Below are 22086 nucleotides of genomic sequence, written 5' to 3' on the forward strand. Positions count from 1 at the left end.
CTGAGCTCCTCTGAAATGGAAAGCAGTCCGCGTGCGGTGCACGCGCTGCGGCGGGCCTCCCGAGCCCGCGAAAACTACACCTGCAAGGCGCTCGGCAAGGGCCGGAAGACCCTCGCGTCGGCGTAGAAGGATGCCGCTGTATTTTCAGCGCACCAGCCGGGCACGCCGAGCACCGGAAGGGGTACGAAAGGCTTCGTTTGGAGCCAGTCCGCATCGAAATTCTTCGCGATCGCTGCGTCGTCGAGGGTCGGCGCTACGTCCATGCCGCGAGGCAGCAGCACGTGCGCCGTGATCGGCTTGCGCGGCGTCACCAGCTTCTCGAGCAGCGCGTGCCCGAACAGCAGCAGGCGCGCTTCGCTCCACAGGCCGCGCTGCGTGACGAACAGCGCATGCCAGTCGCGCGCGACCAGCGCCCGCCACAGCGCGGGTGGCGCATCGAGCAGCGCGCCGTTCTCGTCGAACAGCGTGAGCGCGTCGCGCAGCGGACCGCGCACGGCCGCGACACCGCTGCGCGCGATCTCGCCCGCCTGCAGTTCGTTGAGCCGGCGCTTGGTGTGCGGAAACGCAAGCCACACAAGCCCGTTGAAGAAGTCGTGCAGGTTGTCGCGCGTGGGCACGCTGCGGGTCTGGAAGATGTGCGCCTCGTAGGCCTGGCCTGGCGGCAGTGCGTGCTGGTGCACGAAGTCGGGAACTGGCGCGGGGACAGACGCGGGCACAGGCGCAGGCTTGGTGCCCTGCAGCGCGGCGGCGACTCCGCCATGCCGCGCGGCCTGCGCCACCGCTTCGCCGCTCGAACGATAGGGCGCAAGCCAGGGCTGCGCCCAATCGACCGCCGGCAGGATCAAGGCGCGGGCGCGCCCGTCCAGCGGATGCGGTCGGGGTGCTGCATCACCGCGAACTCCGCGGTGAGCTTGTCGAACAGCTTGAGCGAGCTGCCGTGCTTGCCGAGCAGGCCGGCGGTGCGCAAGGCTTTCGCCACGTCGTTGAGCGGCACGTCCTTGCCGCCGCGCAATGCGGGCGCGGCCTGCAGGATGAACTCGGCGGCTTCGGACGGAGGTTGCGGCTGCGGCGCGGTGGGCGCCTTGGCCGCCGTCTTGCGTGCCGTCTTCTTCGCCGCGGCCTTCTTCGCTGCAGGTGCGGCTGCGGTCGTCGTGCCGGCGCTCTTCGCCCGCGAGGTCTTGGCGCCGGCCGACTTGGCAGAGGCCGTCTTCTTCGCTGGCGCGGTGCGCACTGCTGGCGCCGCGTAGCCCGCGCCGTGGTGCGCCAGGTCCATGAAGGTGTCGTAGATGCCGACCGTTTCCTCGCCCGTCTTGCCCTGCTGGCCGATGCCGCAGACGCGGCAGCCCTTCTCGCGCAGGCGGATCACCAGCGGCGCGAAGTCGGAGTCGGACGAGACCAGCACCACCACGTCGGGACGCTCGTCGATCACGAGGTCGATGGCGTCGACGGCCAGCGCGATGTCGGTGCTGTTCTTGCCGGTCGACAGGTTCACCATCGGGCGCACCGACAGCCGCTTGAACAGGGCTTGGCGGTTCACCGCCATCTCGGCATTGCAGTAGGCGCGGCGCACATGGATGGCGCCGTACTCGTCCATCGTGCGCTGCACGGCCTGCTCGATCACGTCGGCCGAGACGTTGTCGGCGTCGATCAGCAGCATCACGCGAGTCATTGGCTCACCCCCAGGCTGCGCGCACTTCGTGTCGCTTCTCCCACCCCCTCACCGGGGGCAACACCAACGGCCCGGCAAAGCCGGTTCCGTGGTGTTTCTCGACGGGATCTTGCCAACCTCAGATGCCGCGCGTTGAGCGACTGATCGCGTGATGAAGTACTCACAAGAGCTTCCACTGCACGGTTTCGCCGCCGCGCAGCGGCTTCAGCGTGGCATCGCCATAGGGCACGGTCTCCGGCACGGTCCAGCTTTCGCGCTTGAGCGTGATGGTGTCGGTATGGCGCGGCAGTTCGTAGAAGTCGGGGCCGTGGAAGCTCGCGAAACCTTCGAGCTTGTCGAGCGCTTGCGCGTTGTCGAAGGCTTCCGCGTACAGCTCGATGGCGGTGAGCGCGGTGTAGCAGCCGGCGCAGCCGAGCGCATGTTCCTTCAGGTGCGCCGGGTGCGGCGCGCTGTCGGTGCCCAGGAAGAAGCGGTCGCTGCCGCTGGTGGCCGCCTCGACCAGCGCCACGCGGTGCGTCTCGCGCTTGAGCACCGGCAGGCAGTAGTAGTGCGGGCGGATGCCGCCGGTGAAGATGGCGTTGCGGTTGTAGAGCAGGTGGTGCGCCGTGATGGTGGCAGCAGTGAAATGGCCGGCGTCGCGCACGTAGTGGGCGCCTTCCTTGGTGGTCAGGTGCTCGAACACCACCTTGAGTTCGGGGAAGTCGCGGCGCAGCGGAATCATCACGCGGTCGACGAACACGGCCTCGCGGTCGAACAGGTCGATGGCCGGATCGGTCACCTCGCCGTGCACCAGCAGCAGCAGGCCGTGCTTCTGCATGGCTTCGAGCGTCTTGTAGGTCTTGCGGATGTCGGTCACGCCGGCATCGCTGTTGGTGGTGGCGCCGGCCGGGTAGAGCTTGAGCGCGCGCACGCCGGCCTCGGCGGCCAGCGCGATTTCTTCGGGCGGCAGCTTGTCGGTGAGGTAGAGCGACATCACGGGCTCGAAGGCGGTGCCCGCGGGCACGGCGGCGCGGATGCGGTCGCGGTAGGCCATGGCCTGCGCGGCGGTGGTCACGGGGGGGCGCAGGTTCGGCATGATCAGCGCGCGGCCGAACTGGCGCGCGCTGTGTGGAACGACGGCTTCGAGGGCGGCGCCGTCGCGCACGTGCAGGTGCCAGTCGTCGGGGCGGGTGATCGTGAGGGTGTCTGTCATGGCCCGGCAATTGTCGCATCGCCCCCCAGCAAATACTCGCGCACCAGCGCCCGCGCGCGGTGCGGCCGGCTCTTCACGGCGCCCGGCGGTTCGCCGAGCCGTTCGGCGATCTCGGCGATGGTCAGCTCCTCGAAGTCGCGCAGCAGCACCACTTCGAGGTAGTGCGCGGGAAGCGACTCCAGCGCGTGCGTGAGGTCGATGCGCAAAGCGCCGTCGCTGCGGCTGGCCAGTTGCCGCTCGGCCAGCTCGTCGTCGAGCGGTTCGTGCCGGAACATCGCGCGCTGCAGCCTGAGGCACTCGCGCCGGATGACAGTGAAGAGCCACGACGAGAAGGCCGCGGCCGCCTTCAGCGCCCGGACCTTGCGCGCGATCACCAGCAGCGATTCCTGCACGGCGTCGTCGACGTCGCTGGCCTGGCAGTGCCGCCAGGCGTAGCGCCGCGCATCGGCCTGGCAGACCGCGAGCAGGCCCGAGATGGCGGCGGGGTCGCCGGTCTGCGCGGCCTGGATCAGTCCGGTGCGGTCGATGCCCACGCCCATGGCTCAGCGCCCCTTGCCAGGCTTGCGCCCGACCATGGCGCACATCGGGCAGAAGCCGAACAGGCCCGTCAGCGCGAGCGTCGCGCCCGTGAGCCCGGCGATCACCGCGAGCCCGAAGCCGGCCGTGCCCCAGCTCATGGCGGCGAAAAGCAGGCCGGCGAGGCCCATGACGATGCGCAGCGCGCGTTCCCAACCGGGGACATTCTTGACGTAGACCATGGTGACTCCTTCGATCCTTGGGTGCATGAGGAAGACCCTCGGACACAAGGAGGCGTCGAACCCGCCGAACGGTTCGCGGGAATCCACAAATTTTCCACTGCCGGGAGCCGACGCAGCGTGGCCGCACTCGGCGACACTGCGCTCTTTTCATCGCGCGCCTGACGCCAGCAGCATCATGTCGGAAGCCTCGTCGCAGTTCGTCGACTTCATCGTCGACCGTCTCCGCGGAATCCCGCGCATCGCCAAGACCCGATTCTTCGGCGGAACAGGACTGTCGGCCGACGCCACGCAGTTCGCGATGATCATGGGCAGCACCGTGTACTTCGTCGTGGACAAGGACACCCGGCCGAAGTACGAGAAGCTGGGCAGCAAGTGCTTTGCCTACGACACGAAGGCGCGGCGGGTCCAGGTCAGGAAGTACTTCGAGGTCCCCATCGAGATCATCGAAGACCATGAAGCGTTGGCGGCCCTGGCAAGGGAAGCTGTTCTGGTGGCACAAAGCCTGAAGAAGCCGGCCGGCAAGGGCACCTAGCCTTGCGGGTCGACGGGAGCGGCATCGTTCATGCGCTCCTACGCGAGATCGGCCATGCAGACTGCTTTGCCTCGCCCCACCTCGCAAGAGATACTGTTTCCTTCGCTCAGGCCCAGGCTTCCTTGCGAAATGCAGTCAAAAGAATGAAGAGCACGACAGAGCCCCAGCTGATCTCCCCAGCACTCGCCGAGAGCGGCCCCGCCGCCCTGTTCACCGCGCCCGGCGGCGCGCGGGCCTTCGCCGTGCGCTGGCAAGGCGGCGTGCACGGCTATCTCAACCAGTGCCCTCATGCGGGCGGTCCGCTTGATTTCGAGGGCCAGGTGCTGGAGAGTTCAGGCCGCTTTCTGATGTGCGCGCGGCACGGCGCGATCTTCGAGCCCGACACCGGCAAGTGCGTCGGCGGTCCCTGCCGCGGCGCGCGGCTCACGCCGCTGGCGGTGCACGAAAGAGCGGACGGCAGCGTGTGGCTCGGCCGGGCCGAATGAAGACAACCCTCCAGGAGAAATAGAGAAATGCGCAACAACAATCCTCTTGCCCTGTCGATCGCGGCCTTCGCGTTCACCGGCCTCTTGGCGGGCTGCACGGGGATGTCGCCCGGCACCGGCAAGGCCTTCACGGGCATGAGAGTCACGTCGAGCGCTTTCGGCGACAACGGCGTCATTCCGGCCGACCACGCCGGCGACTGCGGCGGCAAGAACGTCTCGCTGCCCGTGGCGTGGAGCAACCTGCCGGCCAGGACGAAATCGGTCGCCGTGCTGGTGCTCGACCCCGACGGTGCGGCCGGCCTCGGCGTGTCGCACTGGGTGGCCTACAACATCGCGGCCGAGCGCGGCGAGCTCAAGGCGGGCGAAGGACAGGCGGGCTCGAACTTCAACTTCACGATGGGCCCGAACGTGGCCGGCGCGCCCGCCTACCGCGGCGTGTGCCCGCCGGTGGGCGACCGGCCGCATCACTACGTAGTGACCGTGATTGCCACCGACCTCGCACCGGGCAGCCTGCCGGCCGGCCTCGCGCGCGACGCGCTGCTGGCCGCGCTCAAGGGCCATGCGCTGGGCGGCCAGAGCGTGGTGGGCCTCTACAGCCGCTGACCCTGCGTTAACAAATGTAATAATTAAGTCCTCGTTTTTCCGATATCCACAGCCGCTTCCTCGAAAGCTTCATCGATGGCCCTGCCCGCAGCCGCGTTCGCCCCCTCTTCGGTTTCGCCGACCCACGACGACCTCGACGGCATGTTCGACCTGGCGCCCGTCTCGCTCTGGATCGAGGACTACGGCGACCTGAAGCGCAAGCTCGACGGCTGGCGCGCCGAGGGCGTCACCGACCTGGTGGCGCACCTGTCGGCGGACCCGCGGCGGGTGAGCGACTGCATGGCGCTGCTGAAGGTGCTGCGGGTCAACCAGCACACGCTGCGGCTCTTTGCCGCCGACAGCCAGCAGACCCTGCTGGGCGCGCTGGACCGCGTGTTCCGCGGCGACATGTCGGCCACCGTGGTGCACGAGCTCGACCAGCTGTGGCGCGGCCAGCTCACCTTCGAGAGCGAAACCGTCAATTACGCGCTCGACGGCCGGCGGCTCGACGTGCGCGTGCGGGCCCGCGTGCTGCCCGGCCACGAAGATACGTGGAGCCGCGTGCTGGTGTCGCTCGACGACGTGACCGAGCGCGTGGCCGCGCAGCGCCTGCGCGACGAGAGTGCGAAGCACGCGCGCAGCCTGTTCGACCGCTCGCCCGTGTCGCTGTGGGTGGAAGACTTCAGCGCGGTGCGCTCGCTGCTGGAGACCATCCGCGCGCGCGGCATCACCGACTTCGCCACCTTCATCAAGGTGCACCCCGACTTCGTGACGCGCTGCATGCAGGAGATCCGCGTCGTCGACGTGAACCAGGAAACGCTGCGCATGTTCGGCGCGCCCGACCTGCAGACCCTGCTGGGCAGCATCTCGCGCATCTTCCGCGACGAGATGCGCGACTCCTTCGCCGAGCAGCTGCAGGACCTGTGGAACGGCAAGACCGTGCAGCAGCGCGAGGTGCTCAACTATTCGCTGTCGGGCGAGGTGCTGAACATCCACATGCAGTTCGCGGTGCAGGACGACCGGCTCGACACCTGGGACCTGGTGCTGGTGTCGCTGGTCGACATCACCGCGCGCAAGAAGGCCGAGGCCTACCTCGAATACCTCGGCAAGCACGACGTGCTCACGCAGCTGTGCAACCGCACCTACTACACCGAGGAGCTCAACCGCCTGTCGCGCAAGGGGCCTTGGCCGGTGTCGATCGTGGCCATCGACCTCAACGGGCTGAAGCAGATCAACGACCACGAAGGCCATGCCGCCGGCGACTCGCTGCTGCGCCGCATGGGCGAAGTACTCGACAAGGCCGTCGCCCTGCCCGCCTGGCCCGCGCGCATCGGCGGCGACGAGTTCGCGGTGCTGCTGCCCATGACCGACGAGCGCGGCGCCGAGGCGATGCGCGAGCGCATCCTCACGCTGCTCGAAATGAACAACCAGTTCCATGCGGGCCAGAGCGGCCATGCGCTGAGCCTGGCCATCGGGCTGGCGACCTGCCACGGGGACGAGTCGCTGGAGGCGGCGCTGCAGCGGGCGGACCGGGCGATGTACGTGGACAAGGCGCGGCACTACGAGAGCACCGGGGTGGAGCGGCGGCAGGCGTAGCCGCCGGCTATCGCGCCTGCGGCGCCTGACCGGGCACCGGCCGCACCCGCTCCAGGATGAAATCGATGAAGGTCCGGATCGCCCGCGTGTGCTGGCGGTTCGGCATGTAGAGCATGAACATCTGCGTGCCGAAGATGCTCAGGCGCCAGTCGTCGAGCGTGGTCACCACGTCGCCTCGGCGCACGTCTTCCTGCACCACGTAGTCGGGCACGAGGCCGATGCCCAGGCCCGCGAGGACGGCTTGGCGAAGGAACAGGAAGTTCTCTGAAATGAGCGTCGGCTCCAGGATCACCTCGCGCCGTGTCTCGCCCTGATAGGCCGACACGCGCAGCTGGCGGCCGATGACGGCGGCGGTGACCACCGGCGCCCCGTGCAGTTCGTCGAGCTGCACGGGCAGCGGATGTTTTTCTGCATAGTCGCGTGAGGCACAGGCCACGTAGCGCACCGGCCCCATCTCGCGCGCCACGAGGTTCTGCGGCGGCTCGGGAATCACGCGGATCGCGATGTCGACTTCGTCGCGCAGCAGGTCCTCGATGCGGTTCTCGAACACCACGTCGAGCACGATGCCGGGGTACTGGCGCTTGAAGTCGATCAGCCAGCCGGCCATCACGAGCTGGCCGTAGCCGCTGGGCACGCTCAGCCGCACGCGGCCCTGCAGCTCCTGGCCCAGCGTGGTGACCGATTCGCGCGCGGCCAGCAGCTCGCCCTGGATGGCGACGCCGTGCTGGTAGAGCCGCAGGCCGATTTCGGTCGGCTCGGCGCGCCGCGTGGTGCGCCGCACGAGCTGCGCACCCACCGAGCGCTCCAGCTGGTTCAGGTGGTAGCTGACGTTGGCGCGGCTCATCTTGAGCCGGCGGGCGGCGGCGCTCAGGTTGCCGGCGTCGAGGATTTCCACCAGCAGGGTGAGCGATTGGAGGTCCATGCGGCGATTGTGTCAAAAATTCTTTGACAGTCTGTCAATCGTCTATGCAATTGTCAAAGAGGCGGCGCGGTCCAAGAATGCGGGGTTCACCCCAGAGCCTCGGGCCCTCCGGCCCGCAACGCAAGAGACAAGCGACACGCACATGGCCACCAGCACTCCCAGCCCCTCCACGTCCACCGGTCCCGTCACCTTCGAGCCGTCCCACGTTCACGGCGACGTGTTCGTGGTGACCATCGACAACCCGCCCGTCAACGCCCTGGGCGTGGATGTGCGCCGCGGCCTCGTGGCCGCCATCGACGCGGCCGAGGCCGACAGCTCCGCCAGGGCGGTGCTGATCGTCGGTGCGGGCCGCAACTTCATCGCGGGCGCGGACATCCGCGAATTCGGCAAGACGCCGCAGCCGCCGTCGCTGCCCGAGGCCTGCCTGAAGATCGAGAACTGCACGAAGCCGGTCGTCGCCGCCATCCACGGTGCCGCGCTCGGCGGCGGACTTGAAGTGGCGCTGTCGGCGCACTACCGCCTCGCCTCGCCCACCGCCAAGCTCGGCCTGCCCGAAGTGGCGCTGGGCCTGCTGCCCGGCTCGGGCGGCACGCAGCGCGCGCCGCGCCTGATCGGCATGAAGCCGGCGCTCGAACTGATGCTCAGCGGCCGCCATGCCGGCGCCAAGGAAGCGCTGTCGCTCGGCCTCGTCGACCGGCTCGGCAACGACGCCGACGCGCTGGCCGAAGGCCTCGCCTACGCACAGGAACTGGTTGCCGCGAAGGCCCCGGTGCGCCGCACCCGCGAAGCCGCCGGCCTCGCCGACAAGGAAGCCAGTCGCGCCGCCCTCGAGGCCGCGCGCGCCGACACCGCCAAGAAGAGCCGTGGCCTGTTCTCGCCGATGAAGATCATCGAAGCCGTCGAGGCCGCGCTCACGCTGCCCTTCGACGAAGGCATGGCGCTGGAGCGCAAGCTGTTCCTGCAGTGCATCGACAGCCCGCAGCGCGCGGGCCTGATCCACGCCTTCTTCGCCGAGCGCGAAGTGCTGAAGGCGCCCGAGACCCGCAGCGCCAAGCCGCGCGCGCTGGCGTCGGCCGGCATCGTCGGCGGCGGCACCATGGGCGCGGGCATCGCGGTGGCGATGCTGGACGCGGGACTGCCCGTGACCATGATCGAGCGCGACGACACCCAACTCGCGCGCGGCCGCGCCAACGTCGAGAAGGTGTACGACGGCCTCATCGCCAAGGGCCGCATGACGCCCGAAGCCAAGGCCGCCGTGATGGCGCGCTTCAGCGGTTCGACCTCCTATGACGCGCTCTCCAACGTCGACATCGTGGTCGAGGCCGTGTTCGAAGAGATGGGCGTCAAGAAGGCCGTGTTCGCCGAACTCGACCGCGTGTGCGAGCGCGGCGCCGTGCTCGCCACCAACACCTCGTACCTCGACATCGACGAGATCGCCGACAGCATCTCGCGGCCGCAGGACGTGGTGGGCCTGCACTTCTTCTCGCCCGCCAACATCATGAAGCTGCTCGAGATCGTGGTGCCCGCCAAGGTGAGCGCCGACGTGGTCGCCACCGGCTTCGAGCTCGCGAAGAAGCTCAAGAAGGTGCCGGTGCGCGCGGGCGTGTGCGACGGCTTCATCGGCAACCGCATCCTCGCGGTGTACCGCCAGGCCGCCGACCACATGATGGAAGACGGCGCCTCGCCCTACGAGATCGACGCGGCCGTTCGCAACTTCGGCTACCCGATGGGCCCGTTCCAGGTGTCGGACCTGGCCGGCGGCGACATCGGCTGGGCCACGCGCAAGCGCAAGGCCGCCACGCGCGACCCGCAGGCGCGCTACGTGCAGGTGGCCGACCGCATCTGCGAGCGCGGCTGGTTCGGCCAGAAGACGCAGCGCGGTTACTACCTGTACCCCGAAGGCGCGCGCACCGGCGTGCCCGACCCCGAGGTGCTGGCCATCATCGACGCCGAACGCGTGCGCGCCGGCATCACGCCGCGCCAGTTCACCGAAGAAGAAATCATGCGCCGCTACATGGCCGCGATGATCAACGAAGGCGCCAACGTCGTGCTCCAGCGCATCGCGCTGCGCCCGCTCGACGTGGACGTGACCTTCCTCTACGGCTACGGCTTCCCGCGCCACCGCGGCGGCCCGATGAAATACGCCGACACCGTGGGCCTGCCGAAGGTGCTGGCCGACATCCGCGAATTCGCGAAGGAAGACCCGATCTTCTGGAAGCCGTCGCCGCTGCTCGTGGAGCTTGTCGAACGCGGTGCCGATTTCGCCAGCCTCAATCAATCCGAGTAATCCACACCGTCAGCCGTACAGGAGCCATTTCCATGCGTGAAGCCGTCATCGTTTCCACCGCCCGCACCCCGCTCACCAAGGCGCACCGCGGCGAATTCAACATCACCCCCGGCGCCACGCTGGCCTCCTTCGCGGTGAAGGCCGCGGTCGAGCGCTCGGGCCTGGACCCGGCGCTGATCGAGGACGCGATCCTCGGCTGCGGCTACCCCGAGGGCACCACCGGCCGCAACATCGCGCGCCAGTCCATCATCCGCTCGGGCTTGCCCATCAGCATCGCCGGCACCACGGTGAACCGCTTCTGCGCCTCGGGCCTGCAGGCCATCGCGATGGCCGCGGGCCGCATCGTGGTGGACGGCGCGCCGGCCATGATCGCGGGCGGCGTCGAGAGCATCTCGCAGATCCGCGGCCGCAGCCCCGGCGACGGTGGCGACCTCAGCCTGGACCCGTGGATCGTCGAGCACAAGCCCGCGCTGTACATGGCCATGATCGACACCGCCGACATCGTCGCCAAGCGCTACAACATCAGCCGCGAAGCGCAGGACCGTTTCTCCGCCGAGAGCCAGCGCAAGACCGAAGAGGCGCAACTGGCCGGCCGCTACAAGGACGAGATCGTGGCCTGCACCACCACGATGGCCGTGACCGACAAGGAGACCAAGGAAGTCACTTACCGCGAAGTCACCGCCACCGAGGACAACTGCAACCGCCGCGGCACCACCTACGAGGCGCTCGCCAAGCTGAAGCCGGTGATGGGCGAGGACAAGTTCATCACCGCCGGCAACGCCTCGCAGCTGTCGGATGGCGCATCGGCCTGCGTGCTGATGGAGGCAAAAGACGCGGAGCGCGCCAACATCAAGCCGCTGGGCGCCTTCCGTGGCCTCGCGCTGGCCGGCTGCGAGCCCGACGAAATGGGCATCGGCCCGGTCTTCGCCGTGCCCAAGCTGCTCGCGCGCCACGGCCTCAAGGTCGAGGACATCGGCCTGTGGGAACTCAACGAAGCCTTCGCCTCGCAGTCGATCTACTGCCAGGAGAAGCTGGGCATTCCGTCGGAGCTTCTCAACGTGAACGGCGGCGCGATCTCCATCGGCCACCCCTTCGGCATGACCGGCGCGCGCCTCACGGGCCACGTGCTGATCGAAGGCAAGCGCCGCGGCGCGAAGTACGCGGTGGTCACGATGTGCATTGCCGGCGGCATGGGCGCCGCGGGCCTGTTCGAAATTTATTGAGGAGCCTGCGATGGACCTGAACTTCACCCCCGAAGAAGAAGCCTTCCGCGCGGAAGTGCGCGCCTTCCTCGCCGACAAGCTGCCCGCGCGCCTCTCGGCGAAAGTCAGCGGCGGCAAGATCCTCGCCAAGGCCGACATGGAGGAATGGCACGCCATCCTCAACGAGCGCGGCTGGCTCGCCAACCACTGGCCCGAGCAGTACGGCGGCCCCGGCTGGACGGCGGTCGAGAAGTTCATCTTCGAACACGAATGCGCGCTGGCCTTCGCGCCGCGCATCGTGCCCTTCGGCGTGAACATGCTCGGACCGGTGCTCATCAAGTACGGCAACGAGGCGCAAAAGCGCCATTGGCTGCCGCGCATCCTGAACGGCGACGACTGGTGGTGCCAGGGCTATTCGGAACCCGGTGCGGGCTCCGACCTCGCGGCCGTGAAGACCTCGGCCGTGCGCGGCATCGATGCGCAGGGCGACCACTACATCGTGAATGGCCAGAAGACATGGACCACGCTGGGCCAGCACGCCAACATGATCTTCTGCCTGGTGCGCACGAACCGCGAGGCGAAGAAGCAGGAGGGCATCAGCTTCCTGCTGATCGACATGACATCGCCCGGTGTCGAAGTGCGCCCGATCATCACGCTCGACGGCGAGCATGAAGTGAACGAGGTGTTCTTCTCCGACGTGCGCGTGCCGGCCGAGAACCTGGTCGGCGAGGAGAACAAGGGCTGGACCTGCGCCAAGTACCTGCTGACGTACGAGCGCACGAACATCGCGGGCGTGGGCTTCTCGGTGGCGGCACTCGAGCAGCTCAAGGGCATTGCCGCGACGCAGACGAAGAACGGCAAGCCATTGAACGAAGACCCTGCGTTCGCGGCACGCATGGCACGCGTCGAGATCGACCTGGAGAACATGAAGACCACCAACCTGCGCGTGATCGCCGCGGTGGCCGGCGGCGGCGTGCCGGGTGCGGAAAGCTCGATGCTGAAGATCCGCGGCACCGAGATCCGCCAGGAGATCTCGTCGCTCGCGCGCCGCGCGATGGGCGTCTACGGCCGGCCCTTCATCGCCGAGGCATTGAAGGACGGCTATGAATGCGAGACCTTCGGCCCGGCCTATGCATCGGCTGCCGCATCGCGCTACTTCAACAACCGCAAGCTGTCGATCTTCGGCGGCTCGAATGAAATCCAGAAGAACATCATCAGCAAGATGATCCTGGGCCTGTAAGGAGACATGCAATGAACTTCGAACACACCGAAGACCGGCGCATGCTCGCCGACAGCCTGAACCGCTTCATCAGCGAGCAGTACGCCTTCGATGCGCGCGACCGCATCGCGAAGTCCGAACACGGGTTCAGCAAGGAAATCTTCCAGCAGTTCGCCGAACTGGGCGTGATCGGCGCGCTGTTCGGCGAGGCCGATGGCGGCTTCGGCGGCGGCGGCTTCGACATTGCCGTGGTCTTCGAGGCACTGGGCCGCGGCCTGGTGGTCGAGCCGCTGCTGGGCGCGGTGATGGTCGGCGAGGCGATCAGCGCCGCCGGCAGCGACGCGCAGAAAGAGAAGCTCGGCGACATCATCAACGGCGTGACCGTCGCGGCCTTCGCGCACGACGAAGCCGATACGCATTACGAACGCACGCGCGTTTCGACCCGTGCCGAACGCAGCGGCGGCGGGTGGGTGCTGCATGGCGCCAAGGCCGTGGTGCCGCAAGGCGAGCAGGCCGACCTGTTCCTCGTCTCCGCGCGCACCTCGGGCAAGGTGGATGACGAAGCCGGCATCTCGCTGTTCCTCGTGCCCGCGAAGACTGCCGGTCTCACGGTGCGCGGCTGTCCTTCCATCGACGGCGGCCGCGTCGCTGAACTCACGCTGGACGGCGTGAAGCTCGGCGCCGATGCGCTGCTGGGCGCTGAAGGTCAAGGCGCTGTGACGCTGGAACGCGCCATCGGCCGCGGCGTGCTCGCGCTGTGCGCCGAAGCGCTGGGCGCGATGGAAGCCGCCAAGACCGCCACGCTCGACTACCTGCGCACGCGCAAGCAGTTCGGCACGCTGATCGGCAGCTTCCAGGCGCTGCAGCACCGCATGGCCGACCTGCTGCTCGAGATCGAACAAGCCCGCTCGGCCGTGATCAACGCCGCCGCGGCCATCGATGGCGCGGACCGCGTGGCGCGCGAGCGCGCGCTGTCGGCCGCAAAGTTCAGCATCGGCCGCATCGGTGCGCTGGTGGCGGAAGAAAGCATTCAGATGCACGGCGGCATCGGCATGACGTGGGAGCTGCCGCTGCCCCACTACGCCAAGCGGCTCGTGATGATCGACCATCAGCTGGGCGACGAAGACCATCATCTGCAGCGCTACATTGCCCTGAGCAAAGAGTCCGGCAAGGAGGTCGCGGCATGACGGACAAGACGGTTCTGATCTCGCAGCAGGGCGCCGTCCGCATCCTGACCAACAGCAACCCTGGCGCGCGCAACGCGATCACACCGACGCTGTATGCCGAGCTGTCGGCCGCGCTGACCGATGCCGAGAACGACCCCGAGGTCGGCGCCATCGTCTTCACCGGCGCGGGCGATTTCTTCTGCTCCGGCGGCGACCTCAACCTGCTGGCCAAGCGGCGCGAGCTGCCGACGGCCGAGCGCCGCGAGATCCTCGAAGGCCTCAACAACCTGATCCGCGCGCTGCGCGACTGCAGCAAGCCCGTGATCGCGGCCGTCGAGGGCGGCGCGGCGGGCGCGGGCCTGTCGATGGCGCTGGCCTGCGACATGCTCGTGTCGGCACGCGATGCGTTCTTCACAGTCGCCTACGTGAAGGTCGGCCTCACGCCGGACGGCGGCGCCACGGCCTTCCTGGCCGAGTTCGTCTCGCGCCAGGTGTTGACCGAGATGTGCCTGACCGGCGACCGCATGCCGGCCGAGCGCCTGCACGCGCTGGGCGCCGTCAACCGCCTCACCGACAAGGGTGCCGCGCTGGCCGAGGCCGTCGCGCTCGCGGCCAAGGTGGCGACCGGTCCACAACGGGCGACCACGCGCATCAAGACGCTGTGCCGCCAGGCGCACCATGCCACGCTGGAAGAACAGCTCGACGCCGAGGCCGTGTTCATGGTCGAGTCGCAAGGCGATGCTGAATCGGCCGAAGGCATCGGTGCGTTCCTCGGCAAGCGCAGCGCCGACTTCGTCGCACTGCGCCGCCAGAAGCAGGACGCGTCCTGACACGCGCCGTGCCGATCCTTTCAACCTCTCGCACGTGGGTGCGGAGGTTCTTCGTCTTTCTGGAGTTGCCGTCATGTCCTCGCTGAATTCCTCGCTGCCGCTCGCCGGCGTGCGCGTCCTCGATCTGTCCCGCATCCTCGCGGGCCCTTGGTGCGGCATGGTGCTGGCCGACATGGGCGCCGAGGTGATCAAGGTCGAGCACCCGGGCCGCGGCGACGACACGCGCGACTGGGGCCTGCGCGTCGGCAAGACCGAGACGGCCTACTTCAACAGCGTGAACCGCAACAAGCGCTCGGTCACGCTCGACCTGCAGACGCCCGAAGGCCAGCAGATCGCGCGCGATCTCGCGAAGCAGTGCGACGTGGTGATCCAGAACTTCAAGTTCGGCGGCATCGACAAGCTGGGCCTGGGCTACGAGCAGTTGAGCAAGGAGCAGCCGGGTCTCATCTACTGCTCGATCTCGGGCTACGACCGCACCGGGCCCGAAGCCGCGCGGCCGGGCTACGACCTCGTGGTTCAAGGCGAGGCCGGCCTGATGGCGCTCAACGGAGAAGCCAACCAGCCGCCGCTGAAGTTCGGCGTGGCCGCGGTCGACCTGTTCACCGGCATGTACTCGGCGCAGGCCATCCTCGCCGCGCTGTACCAGCGCGAGAAGACCGGCAAGGGCCGGCACGTGGAGATGGCGCTGTTCGACTGCGGCCTGATGATCACCGCCTACTACGGCCTCGAGGCGCTGCTGATGGGCGAAGACCCGCCACGCTACGGCAACTCGCATCCGTCGATCGTGCCCTACGGCGTGTTCGATGCGGCCGACGGCCCGCTCGTCATCACCGTGGGCAACAACGCGCAGTTCGCCCGCTTCTGCACCGAAGTGATCGAACGGCCCGACCTCGCGGCCGACGAGCGCTTCAAGACCAACATCCTGCGTTCCGCGAACCGCGCGGTGCTGCTGCCCGAGCTGCATGCCGAACTGGCGAAGCGCCAGCGCGCCGACCTGCTCGCCAGGCTCACGGCTTCGGGCATTCCGTGCGGCGAGGTGCTGGGCCTGCTGGAGGCGCTGCAATCGAAGCGCGCCACCGACGCCGGCCTCGTCACCACGCAGCCGCATTCTGTTGCCGGCACGGTCAACGTGCTGGCGCCGCCCTACCGTTTCGACGGCGAGCGCCTGCCTGTGCGCAGCGCGCCGCCTACCCTGGGCGAAGGCACGCACGCCGTGCTGCAGTCGCTGCTCGGCCTGTCGGATGAAAAGCTGGCGGCGCTGAAAACGAGTGGCGTCGTCTGAAGAATGCGCAGGCCCAGGCGACGCTGGCGCGACAACCACATCAAGACCCAGTAAAACGGCAGGCGGCTGATGATCGGCATCAAGGAGACAGACATGACAGACAACGAAAACAAGAACCACAAGACCCCGGTCGGCGCGCCGTTCCGCCCCGCATTTCCCATCCGCAGCCTGGCGGACATCCACCGGCTCGAAGAGACGCCGCTGGAACAGGCGCTCACTGTGCGCAGCACCTACGAGATCTTCCGCAACGCGGGCGCGGCCTTCGGCGGCAAGACCGCGCTGACCTTCCTGCGCACCGGCAATCCGGCCGACGAGCCGATCCGCTGGTCGTATGCCGAGCTGCTCGCGCGCATCCACCAGACCGCGAACCTGCTGCATGCGCTCGGCGTAGGCCCGGACGATGCGGTCGCGGTGCTGCTGCCCGGCTGCCTGGAGTACCACCTCTCGCTGTGGGGCGGTGAGGCGGCCGGCATCGTGCAGCCGCTGAACCCGCTGCTGACCGACGAGAAGCTCGTCGCGCTGATGACCGCCGGCCGCGCCAAGGTGCTGATCGCCTATGGCTCGGACAGCGAATCGGGCATGTGGTCGAAGGCCATGCGCCTGCGTGGCCAGGTGCCGACGCTCACCACCGTGCTGCGCGTGGCGCCGCATGACGAGGTGCCGGGCACGGCCGGCACGCTGCCTGGAGCAGGATCGGACAGCGAGACCGCGCTGCCGGGCGTGGCGGAGTTCGATGTGCTGCGTGCGGCACAACCATCTGATCGGCTCGTGAGCGGGCGCGACATCGCGCCGACCGACATCGCTGCGTACTTCCACACTGGCGGCACCACGGGCGCGCCGAAGCTCGCGCGCCACAGCCACGGCGCGCAGGTGTTCACCGCCTGGGCCAGCGTGCAGGTCGCGGGCATGAACGAGAACGGCATCTCCATCAACGGCTACCCGCTGTTCCATGTGGCGGGCGTGCTGCCGGCCTCGCTGTCGGCGCTGTCGGCGGGCGTGGAGGTGATCATTCCGACGACCTCGCTGCTGCGCAACAAGGAGGTGCTGGCCAACTACTGGAAGCTGGTGGCGAAGTACCGCCCGACCTCGCTGTCGGCCGTGCCCACCGTGCTCGCGGCGCTGGCCAACGTGCCGCTGGACGGCGCGGACATTTCATCGATCACCTACTGCCGCACCGGCGCCGCCGTGCTCGCGCCCGAACTCGCCGCGCGCTTCGAGCGCCTGTTCGGCCTGCACGTGCACGAGAGCCTGGGCATGACGGAGATGGCCGGCATCTCGACCATCACGCCACCCGGCGTGGACGGGCCCGCGGGCTGCGTGGGCTTTCGGCTGCCGTACATGCAGATGCGCGTGGTGGCGCTCGACGAGAACGGCAATGCCAGCGACCGCGAGGTGGCGCCGGGCGAAACCGGCATGGTGCTGTTCAAGTCGCCGAACCTGTTCTCGGGCTTCGTGGACCCGGCCGACAATGCCAAGGCCTTCACGGCCGACGGCTGGCTCGCCACTGGCGACCTGGGCTGGATCGACAGTGAGGAGCGGCTCAACCTCACGGGCCGCTCGAAGGACCTGATCATCCGCAGCGGCCACAACATCGACCCCAAGACCATCGAGGACGCGCTGGGTGCGCACCCGGCCGTGCAGCTGTGCGCCGCGGTGGGCGCGCCCGATGCCTATGCGGGCGAACTGCCCGTGATCTTCGCGACGCTGGTGCCCGGTGCATCGGCAACGGAAGAAGAGCTGCTCGCCTTTACCGCCGCGCGCGTCGATGAGGCGCCGGCCCGGCCCAAGTGGGTGTCGGTGATCGGGGCCATGCCGATGACCAACGTCGGCAAGATCTACAAGCCCGAACTGCGCGCGATGGCCGCGCTCTACGTGGTGAACGCAGCCGTCGCCGAAGCCTGCGCCGAACTCGGCGTGCCAGAGGCCGCGCTGCCCGTCGTGAAGACCGAAGGCGAGAGCCTCGTACGCGTGCAGATCGACAGCGCCGCGGCAGGCTCGCTGGCCGCGCCGCTGCAGGAACGGCTGCAGAAGGCGCTGGAGCCCCTGCCCTTCAAGACGCGCATCGCCGCGCAGTGACCTTTTTCAGAAACCATAGACAGAGACAAGCCATGACCTTCCACCTTCCGACCCGCCGCGCGCTGCTGCTGTGCGCTACTGCTTCCGTCGCCGCGCTATGCATGCAGGCACAGGCGCAGAACGCCTACCCGAACAAGCCGATCCGCATGGTCGTACCCTTCGCCGCCGGCGGCGCCACCGACGTGCTGGCGCGCGTGCTGGGCCAGAAGATGTCGGCCGGCCTGGGCCAACCCATCATCATCGACAACAAGCCCGGCGCGGCCGGCATCATCGGCACCGACGCGGTCGCCAAGTCGGCGCCCGACGGCTACACCATCGTGCTGGGTCTGAGCAATTCGCTGATGACCAACGAGTTCCTCTACGAGAAGCTGCCCTACGACACGCAGCGCGACCTCACGCTGGTCTACCAGATCGCGATGGCGCCGCTGGTGCTGGTGGTGCACCCCAGCGTGCCGGCGAAGACCGGGCCGGAGCTGCTGAAGTACGTCGTCGCCAACAAGGGCAAGGTGGCCTACGGCTCGTACGGCGTGGGCGCGTACCCGCACCTGGCCGGCGCGCACATGAGCCTGGCGACGCAGTCGGACATGAGCCACGTCGCCTACAAGGGCGAGGCGCCGATGATGCAGGACCTGATCGGCGGCCAGATCCAGATGGCCTACGCCAGCGCGCTGGTGGCCAAGCCGCACATCGACTCCGGGAAGATCCGCGCCATCGGCGTGAGCGGCGAGCGCCGCATGAGCACGCTGCCCAACGTGCCCACGCTGGCCGAGCAGGGCATGAAGGACGAAGCCTATCGCGTGACCGGCTGGCTCGCCGTCGCCATGCCCGCGAAGACGCCCAAGCCCATCGTGGACCGCATCGCCGAGGAAGTGCGCAAGGCCACGCAGCAGCCCGACGTGCGCGAGCGCGTGGCGGCCATGGGCTTCGAGATCAAGGACAGCTCGCCCGAGCTCTTCGCGGCCGCCTGGAAGCAGGAACGCCCGGTGTGGGAGCGCCTGATCAAGCAGTCGGGCGCCAAGCTCGAGTAATCCATTTCTTTGTCATTCAAGAGGAACAGCCATGAAGGTTCTCGTACCTGTCAAACGGGTCGTCGATTACAACGTGAAGGTGCGCGTGAAGAGCGACGGCACCGGAGTGGACATTGCCAACGTCAAGATGAGCATGAATCCCTTCGACGAGATCGCCGTCGAAGAAGCGGTTCGCCTGAAGGAAAAGGGCGTGGTCACCGAGGTCATCGCCGTCTCCTGCGGTGATGCCAAGTGCCAGGAAACCCTGCGCACCGCCATGGCCATCGGCGCCGACCGCGGCATCCTGGTCGAGACCACCGAAGAGCTGCAGCCGCTGGCCGTCGCTGCGCACCGCCATGGCCATCGGCGCCGACCGCGGCATCCTGGTCGAGACCACCGAAGAGCTGCAGCCGCTGGCCGTCGCCAAGCTGCTCAAGGCGCTGGTCGACAAGGAGCAGCCTCAGCTGATCATCCTGGGCAAGCAAGCCATCGACGACGATGCCAACCAGACCGGCCAGATGCTCGCTGCGCTGGCCGATCTTCCCCAGGCCACCTTCGCCTCCAAGGTCGAAGTCGCAGGCGACAAGGCCACCGTCTCGCGCGAAGTCGATGGCGGCATGGAGACGCTGACGCTCACGCTGCCCGCGGTCATCACCACCGACCTGCGCCTGAACGAGCCGCGCTACGTGACGCTGCCCAACATCATGAAGGCCAAGAAGAAGCAGCTCGACGTCTTCAAGCCCGAAGACCTGGGCGTGGACGTCAAGCCCCGCCTGAAGACCCTGAAGGTTTCGGAGCCCCCGAAGCGCGGTGCCGGCATCAAGGTGCCCGACGTTGCCACCTTGGTGGACAAGCTGAAGAACGAAGCCAAAGTGATCTGAGGAAGAGAACGACATGACCGCACTTGTTATTGCCGAACACGACCACGCGACCGTCAAGCCCGCGACCCTCAACACCGTGACCGCAGCGCTGGCCTGCGGCGGCGACGTCCACGTGCTCGTGGCCGGTGCCAATGCCGCCGAAGCCGGCAAGGCCGCCGCGCAGATCGCGGGCGTGGCCAAGGTCATCGTGGCCGACAGCGCCGGTGCCAATGCCGCCGAAGCCGGCAAGGCCGCCGCGCAGATCGCGGGCGTGGCCAAGGTCATCGTGGCCGACAGCCCGAGCCTGGCCGAGAACCTGGCCGAGAACGTCGCCGCCCAGGTGCTGGCGATTGCATCCAACTACAGCCACATCCTGTTCCCCTCGACCGCCAACGGCAAGAACGTCGCACCGCGCGTGGCCGCCAAGCTGGACGTGGCCCAGATCAGCGACATCACCAAGGTCGACAGCCCCGACACCTTCGAGCGCCCGATCTATGCGGGCAATGCCATCGCAACGGTGCAGAGCAGCGATGCCACCAAGGTGATCACCGTGCGCACGACCGGCTTCGATGCCGCAGTCGCGACCGGTGGCAGCGCAGCGGTGGAAACCGCCGAAGGCGTGGCCGACAGCGGCAAGAGCAGCTTCGTGGGCCGGGAAGTCACGAAGAGCGAGCGCCCCGAGCTGACGGCCGCCAAGATCATCGTCTCGGGCGGCCGGGCGCTGGGCAGCGCGGAGAAGTTCCAGGAAGTGATGGCGCCGCTGGCCGACAAGCTCAACGCAGGCCTGGGCGCCAGCCGCGCTGCGGTGGACGCGGGCTACGCCCCGAACGACTGGCAGGTGGGCCAGACCGGCAAGATCGTCGCGCCGCAGCTGTACATCGCAGCGGGCATCTCGGGTGCGATCCAGCATCTGGCCGGCATGAAGGACTCCAAGGTGATCGTGGCGATCAACAAGGACGAGGAAGCCCCGATCTTCTCGGTGGCCGACTACGGGCTCGTGGCCGACCTGTTCACGGCTGTGCCCGAACTGGTGACCACGCTGTAAGAGGACCCGGCACCGATGAAGACCCGCATCACCGAGCTGCTCGGCATCCGCTATCCCATCGTCCAGGGCGGCATGCAGTGGGTAGGCCGCGCCGAGCTGGCCGCGGCCGTGTCGAACGCCGGGGGTCTGGGCATCGTGACGGCGCTCACGCAGCCCACGCCCGACGACCTGCGCCACGAGATCGCGCGCACCCGCACCCTGACCGACAAGCCCTTCGGCGTGAACCTCACGATCCTGCCGGCGGTGAAGCCACCGCCGTATGCGGAATACGTGCAGGCCATCATCGACAGCGGCGTGAAGATCGTCGAGACCGCGGGCAACAGCCCGAAGGACTTCATCGAAGCGCTGAAGCGCCACGACGTGAAGATCGTGCACAAGTGCACCTCGGTGCGCCATGCACTCTCGGCGGAACGCAACGGCGTCGATGCAGTGTCGGTGGACGGCTTCGAATGCGCGGGCCACCCCGGCGAGGACGACGTGCCCGGCCTGGTGCTGCTGCCGGTCGCGGCGCGCAAGCTGCGCATTCCGATCATCGCCTCGGGCGGCATTGCCGACGGGCGCGGCATGGCCGCCGCGCTGGCGCTGGGCGCCGAAGGCGTGAACATGGGCACGCGCTTCTGCGTGACCAAGGAAGCGCCGATCCACGACAACATCAAGCAGGCGCTGGTCGATGCCACGGAGCGCGACACGAAGCTGATGTTCCGCACGCTGCACAACACCGCGCGCGTGTTCCGCAACGCCATCTCCGAAGAGGTAGTGGCCACCGAGAACCGTCCGGGCGGCTGCGAGTTCGAGGATGTGCGCCCGCTGGTGGCCGGCGCGCGCGGCCGGGCCGCGCTGGAGTCCGGCGAGGTGCACAACGGCGTGGTTTCGGCGGGCCAGTGCATCGGCCTGATCGACGACATTCCGACTTGTGCGGAACTGCTGGAACGCATGGTGCGCGAGTGCCGCGAGCATCTGGACCGGGCGCGGTCCTGGATGAACTAAGCCTTTCTGTTCGCATCCGGGGGCGCTCAGGCCGACGGGGTACCTTGCTCCGCGAATGTCCCCCGGCCTTCGGCCTCCTCCTTTATTTCGCTGCGCAAGGCACCCCATCGGCCTGAGCGTTCAGAGCCGCTGCTGACTGACACGACACGGGCCCATGAGGTCCGCGCGCGGCGCATTGCGGAAGCTGCATTTGTTGGCGGTTGCCGAGACTTCGTGCCGGATGGAACGACTGCTTCGCTGAGTTCTTCTCTACAGTGGATGCCCCTGTCACTCCATACCCCAACAAGGGAATGTCAGGCGACACGACAAACTGCCCCCCTGACGACATGAGGAATTGACCCCCCTCATGGCAGGAGGCCAAGATGGAAGGCAACGTGTTCGAGCAAGCT

Annotated in this window: 20 protein-coding genes and 1 pseudogene; 15 read left to right on the forward strand and 6 right to left on the reverse strand. The window is 68.1% G+C overall.

The window, feature by feature from the left end; all coding sequences use genetic code 11:
• Nucleotides 1–74: 74 nt before the first annotated feature.
• The 5 genes from ASC92_RS10550 to ASC92_RS10570 all read right to left on the reverse strand — a co-directional run bounded on the left by ASC92_RS10550 (nt 75) and on the right by ASC92_RS10570 (nt 3619).
• Complete coding sequence (locus ASC92_RS10550; RefSeq protein WP_056514436.1) at nt 75–845, reverse strand: DUF3025 domain-containing protein; 771 nt, start codon at nt 843–845, stop codon at nt 75–77.
• A complete protein-coding gene (locus tag ASC92_RS10555; RefSeq protein ID WP_056514440.1) occupies nt 842–1669 on the reverse strand; it encodes an NYN domain-containing protein in 828 nt (275 codons plus the stop codon). The genes ASC92_RS10550 and ASC92_RS10555 overlap by 4 nt, the downstream gene beginning before the upstream one ends.
• A 160-nt stretch (nt 1670–1829) precedes the next feature.
• Nucleotides 1830–2861, reverse strand: coding sequence for a dihydroorotase (pyrC, locus tag ASC92_RS10560; protein ID WP_056514443.1), 1032 nt, complete (start codon nt 2859–2861; stop codon nt 1830–1832).
• Nucleotides 2858–3400 (reverse strand): RNA polymerase sigma factor, encoded by a 543-nt coding sequence (locus tag ASC92_RS10565; RefSeq protein WP_056514446.1) that lies wholly within the window; start codon nt 3398–3400, stop codon nt 2858–2860. Before ASC92_RS10565 ends, pyrC begins: the two co-directional genes overlap by 4 nt.
• 3 nt (nt 3401–3403) lie before the next feature.
• Nucleotides 3404–3619, reverse strand: a complete 216-nt coding sequence (locus ASC92_RS10570; protein WP_056514449.1) for a DUF2892 domain-containing protein — start codon at nt 3617–3619, stop codon at nt 3404–3406.
• A 175-nt stretch (nt 3620–3794) separates the two neighbouring features.
• On the opposite strand from ASC92_RS10570, the gene ASC92_RS10575 reads away from it, so the two are divergent.
• The 4 genes from ASC92_RS10575 to ASC92_RS10590 all read left to right on the forward strand — a co-directional run bounded on the left by ASC92_RS10575 (nt 3795) and on the right by ASC92_RS10590 (nt 6814).
• Nucleotides 3795–4151 carry a TfoX/Sxy family protein gene (locus ASC92_RS10575; RefSeq protein ID WP_056514452.1) on the forward strand — a complete coding sequence of 119 codons (357 nt, stop codon included), beginning with the start codon at nt 3795–3797 and terminating at the stop codon, nt 4149–4151.
• A 143-nt stretch (nt 4152–4294) separates the two neighbouring features.
• A complete protein-coding gene (locus ASC92_RS10580; protein WP_056514456.1) occupies nt 4295–4636 on the forward strand; it encodes a Rieske (2Fe-2S) protein in 342 nt (113 codons plus the stop codon).
• Nucleotides 4637–4663: 27 nt separating this feature from the next.
• The gene (locus ASC92_RS10585) at nt 4664–5239 is read left to right on the forward strand and encodes a YbhB/YbcL family Raf kinase inhibitor-like protein (RefSeq protein ID WP_056514459.1); all 576 of its coding nucleotides are present in this window, start codon (nt 4664–4666) and stop codon (nt 5237–5239) included.
• A gap of 75 nt (nt 5240–5314) precedes the next feature.
• Nucleotides 5315–6814 (forward strand): GGDEF domain-containing protein, encoded by a 1500-nt coding sequence (locus ASC92_RS10590; RefSeq protein ID WP_200935969.1) that lies wholly within the window; start codon nt 5315–5317, stop codon nt 6812–6814.
• Between the two features lie 7 nt (nt 6815–6821).
• Here ASC92_RS10590 and ASC92_RS10595 read toward each other — a convergent pair whose 3' ends face one another.
• Nucleotides 6822–7736, reverse strand: a complete 915-nt coding sequence (locus ASC92_RS10595; protein ID WP_056514462.1) for a LysR family transcriptional regulator — start codon at nt 7734–7736, stop codon at nt 6822–6824.
• Nucleotides 7737–7878: 142 nt separating this feature from the next.
• Here ASC92_RS10595 and ASC92_RS10600 point away from each other — a divergent pair, with 142 nt between their 5' ends.
• The 11 genes and pseudogenes from ASC92_RS10600 to ASC92_RS10650 all read left to right on the forward strand — a co-directional run bounded on the left by ASC92_RS10600 (nt 7879) and on the right by ASC92_RS10650 (nt 21697).
• A complete protein-coding gene (locus tag ASC92_RS10600) occupies nt 7879–10023 on the forward strand; it encodes a 3-hydroxyacyl-CoA dehydrogenase NAD-binding domain-containing protein (protein WP_056514464.1) in 2145 nt (714 codons plus the stop codon).
• A 32-nt stretch (nt 10024–10055) separates the two neighbouring features.
• Nucleotides 10056–11246, forward strand: a complete 1191-nt coding sequence (locus tag ASC92_RS10605; protein WP_056514466.1) for an acetyl-CoA C-acyltransferase — start codon at nt 10056–10058, stop codon at nt 11244–11246.
• A 10-nt stretch (nt 11247–11256) separates the two neighbouring features.
• Entirely contained in the window at nt 11257–12465 is a 1209-nt protein-coding gene (locus tag ASC92_RS10610) for an acyl-CoA dehydrogenase family protein (protein WP_056514469.1), read from the forward strand.
• Nucleotides 12466–12476: 11 nt separating this feature from the next.
• Nucleotides 12477–13631, forward strand: coding sequence for an acyl-CoA dehydrogenase family protein (locus tag ASC92_RS10615; protein ID WP_056514471.1), 1155 nt, complete (start codon nt 12477–12479; stop codon nt 13629–13631).
• Nucleotides 13628–14440, forward strand: coding sequence for an oxepin-CoA hydrolase, alternative type (locus ASC92_RS10620; protein ID WP_056514475.1), 813 nt, complete (start codon nt 13628–13630; stop codon nt 14438–14440). Before ASC92_RS10615 ends, ASC92_RS10620 begins: the two co-directional genes overlap by 4 nt.
• Before the next feature lie 73 nt (nt 14441–14513).
• On the forward strand, nt 14514–15722 hold the full coding sequence (locus ASC92_RS10625) for a CaiB/BaiF CoA transferase family protein (protein WP_056514477.1): 1209 nt from the start codon (nt 14514–14516) through the stop codon (nt 15720–15722).
• Nucleotides 15723–15815: 93 nt separating this feature from the next.
• Nucleotides 15816–17798: an acyl-CoA synthetase gene (locus ASC92_RS10630; RefSeq protein WP_056514493.1), complete on the forward strand. Its 1983-nt coding sequence runs from the start codon at nt 15816–15818 to the stop codon at nt 17796–17798.
• 32 nt (nt 17799–17830) lie between these two features.
• Entirely contained in the window at nt 17831–18826 is a 996-nt protein-coding gene (locus tag ASC92_RS10635) for a Bug family tripartite tricarboxylate transporter substrate binding protein (RefSeq protein ID WP_056514480.1), read from the forward strand.
• 31 nt (nt 18827–18857) lie between these two features.
• Nucleotides 18858–19686: pseudogene (locus ASC92_RS10640) on the forward strand (electron transfer flavoprotein subunit beta/FixA family protein).
• Nucleotides 19687–19699: 13 nt separating this feature from the next.
• Nucleotides 19700–20710 (forward strand): electron transfer flavoprotein subunit alpha/FixB family protein, encoded by a 1011-nt coding sequence (locus tag ASC92_RS10645; protein WP_056514483.1) that lies wholly within the window; start codon nt 19700–19702, stop codon nt 20708–20710.
• Nucleotides 20711–20725: 15 nt separating this feature from the next.
• Nucleotides 20726–21697 carry an NAD(P)H-dependent flavin oxidoreductase gene (locus ASC92_RS10650; RefSeq protein WP_056514486.1) on the forward strand — a complete coding sequence of 324 codons (972 nt, stop codon included), beginning with the start codon at nt 20726–20728 and terminating at the stop codon, nt 21695–21697.
• Nucleotides 21698–22086: the final 389 nt, after the last annotated feature.

It is taken from the genome of Variovorax sp. Root411, from assembly GCF_001425205.1.
Lineage (GTDB): Bacteria > Pseudomonadota > Gammaproteobacteria > Burkholderiales > Burkholderiaceae_C > Variovorax.

Coding starts and splice junctions, on each gene's coding strand:
- ASC92_RS10565 (WP_056514446.1), bottom strand. CDS start 3,400: ATGGGCGTGGGCATCGACCGCACCGGACTGATCCAGGCCGCGCAGACC.
- pyrC (WP_056514443.1), bottom strand. CDS start 2,861: ATGACAGACACCCTCACGATCACCCGCCCCGACGACTGGCACCTGCAC.
- ASC92_RS10580 (WP_056514456.1), top strand. CDS start 4,295: ATGAAGAGCACGACAGAGCCCCAGCTGATCTCCCCAGCACTCGCCGAG.
- ASC92_RS10615 (WP_056514471.1), top strand. CDS start 12,477: ATGAACTTCGAACACACCGAAGACCGGCGCATGCTCGCCGACAGCCTG.
- ASC92_RS10635 (WP_056514480.1), top strand. CDS start 17,831: ATGACCTTCCACCTTCCGACCCGCCGCGCGCTGCTGCTGTGCGCTACT.
- ASC92_RS10585 (WP_056514459.1), top strand. CDS start 4,664: ATGCGCAACAACAATCCTCTTGCCCTGTCGATCGCGGCCTTCGCGTTC.
- ASC92_RS10575 (WP_056514452.1), top strand. CDS start 3,795: ATGTCGGAAGCCTCGTCGCAGTTCGTCGACTTCATCGTCGACCGTCTC.
- ASC92_RS10610 (WP_056514469.1), top strand. CDS start 11,257: ATGGACCTGAACTTCACCCCCGAAGAAGAAGCCTTCCGCGCGGAAGTG.
- ASC92_RS10570 (WP_056514449.1), bottom strand. CDS start 3,619: ATGGTCTACGTCAAGAATGTCCCCGGTTGGGAACGCGCGCTGCGCATC.
- ASC92_RS10645 (WP_056514483.1), top strand. CDS start 19,700: ATGACCGCACTTGTTATTGCCGAACACGACCACGCGACCGTCAAGCCC.
- ASC92_RS10625 (WP_056514477.1), top strand. CDS start 14,514: ATGTCCTCGCTGAATTCCTCGCTGCCGCTCGCCGGCGTGCGCGTCCTC.
- ASC92_RS10620 (WP_056514475.1), top strand. CDS start 13,628: ATGACGGACAAGACGGTTCTGATCTCGCAGCAGGGCGCCGTCCGCATC.
- ASC92_RS10555 (WP_056514440.1), bottom strand. CDS start 1,669: ATGACTCGCGTGATGCTGCTGATCGACGCCGACAACGTCTCGGCCGAC.
- ASC92_RS10650 (WP_056514486.1), top strand. CDS start 20,726: ATGAAGACCCGCATCACCGAGCTGCTCGGCATCCGCTATCCCATCGTC.
- ASC92_RS10630 (WP_056514493.1), top strand. CDS start 15,816: ATGACAGACAACGAAAACAAGAACCACAAGACCCCGGTCGGCGCGCCG.
- ASC92_RS10605 (WP_056514466.1), top strand. CDS start 10,056: ATGCGTGAAGCCGTCATCGTTTCCACCGCCCGCACCCCGCTCACCAAG.
- ASC92_RS10590 (WP_200935969.1), top strand. CDS start 5,315: ATGGCCCTGCCCGCAGCCGCGTTCGCCCCCTCTTCGGTTTCGCCGACC.
- ASC92_RS10600 (WP_056514464.1), top strand. CDS start 7,879: ATGGCCACCAGCACTCCCAGCCCCTCCACGTCCACCGGTCCCGTCACC.
- ASC92_RS10595 (WP_056514462.1), bottom strand. CDS start 7,736: ATGGACCTCCAATCGCTCACCCTGCTGGTGGAAATCCTCGACGCCGGC.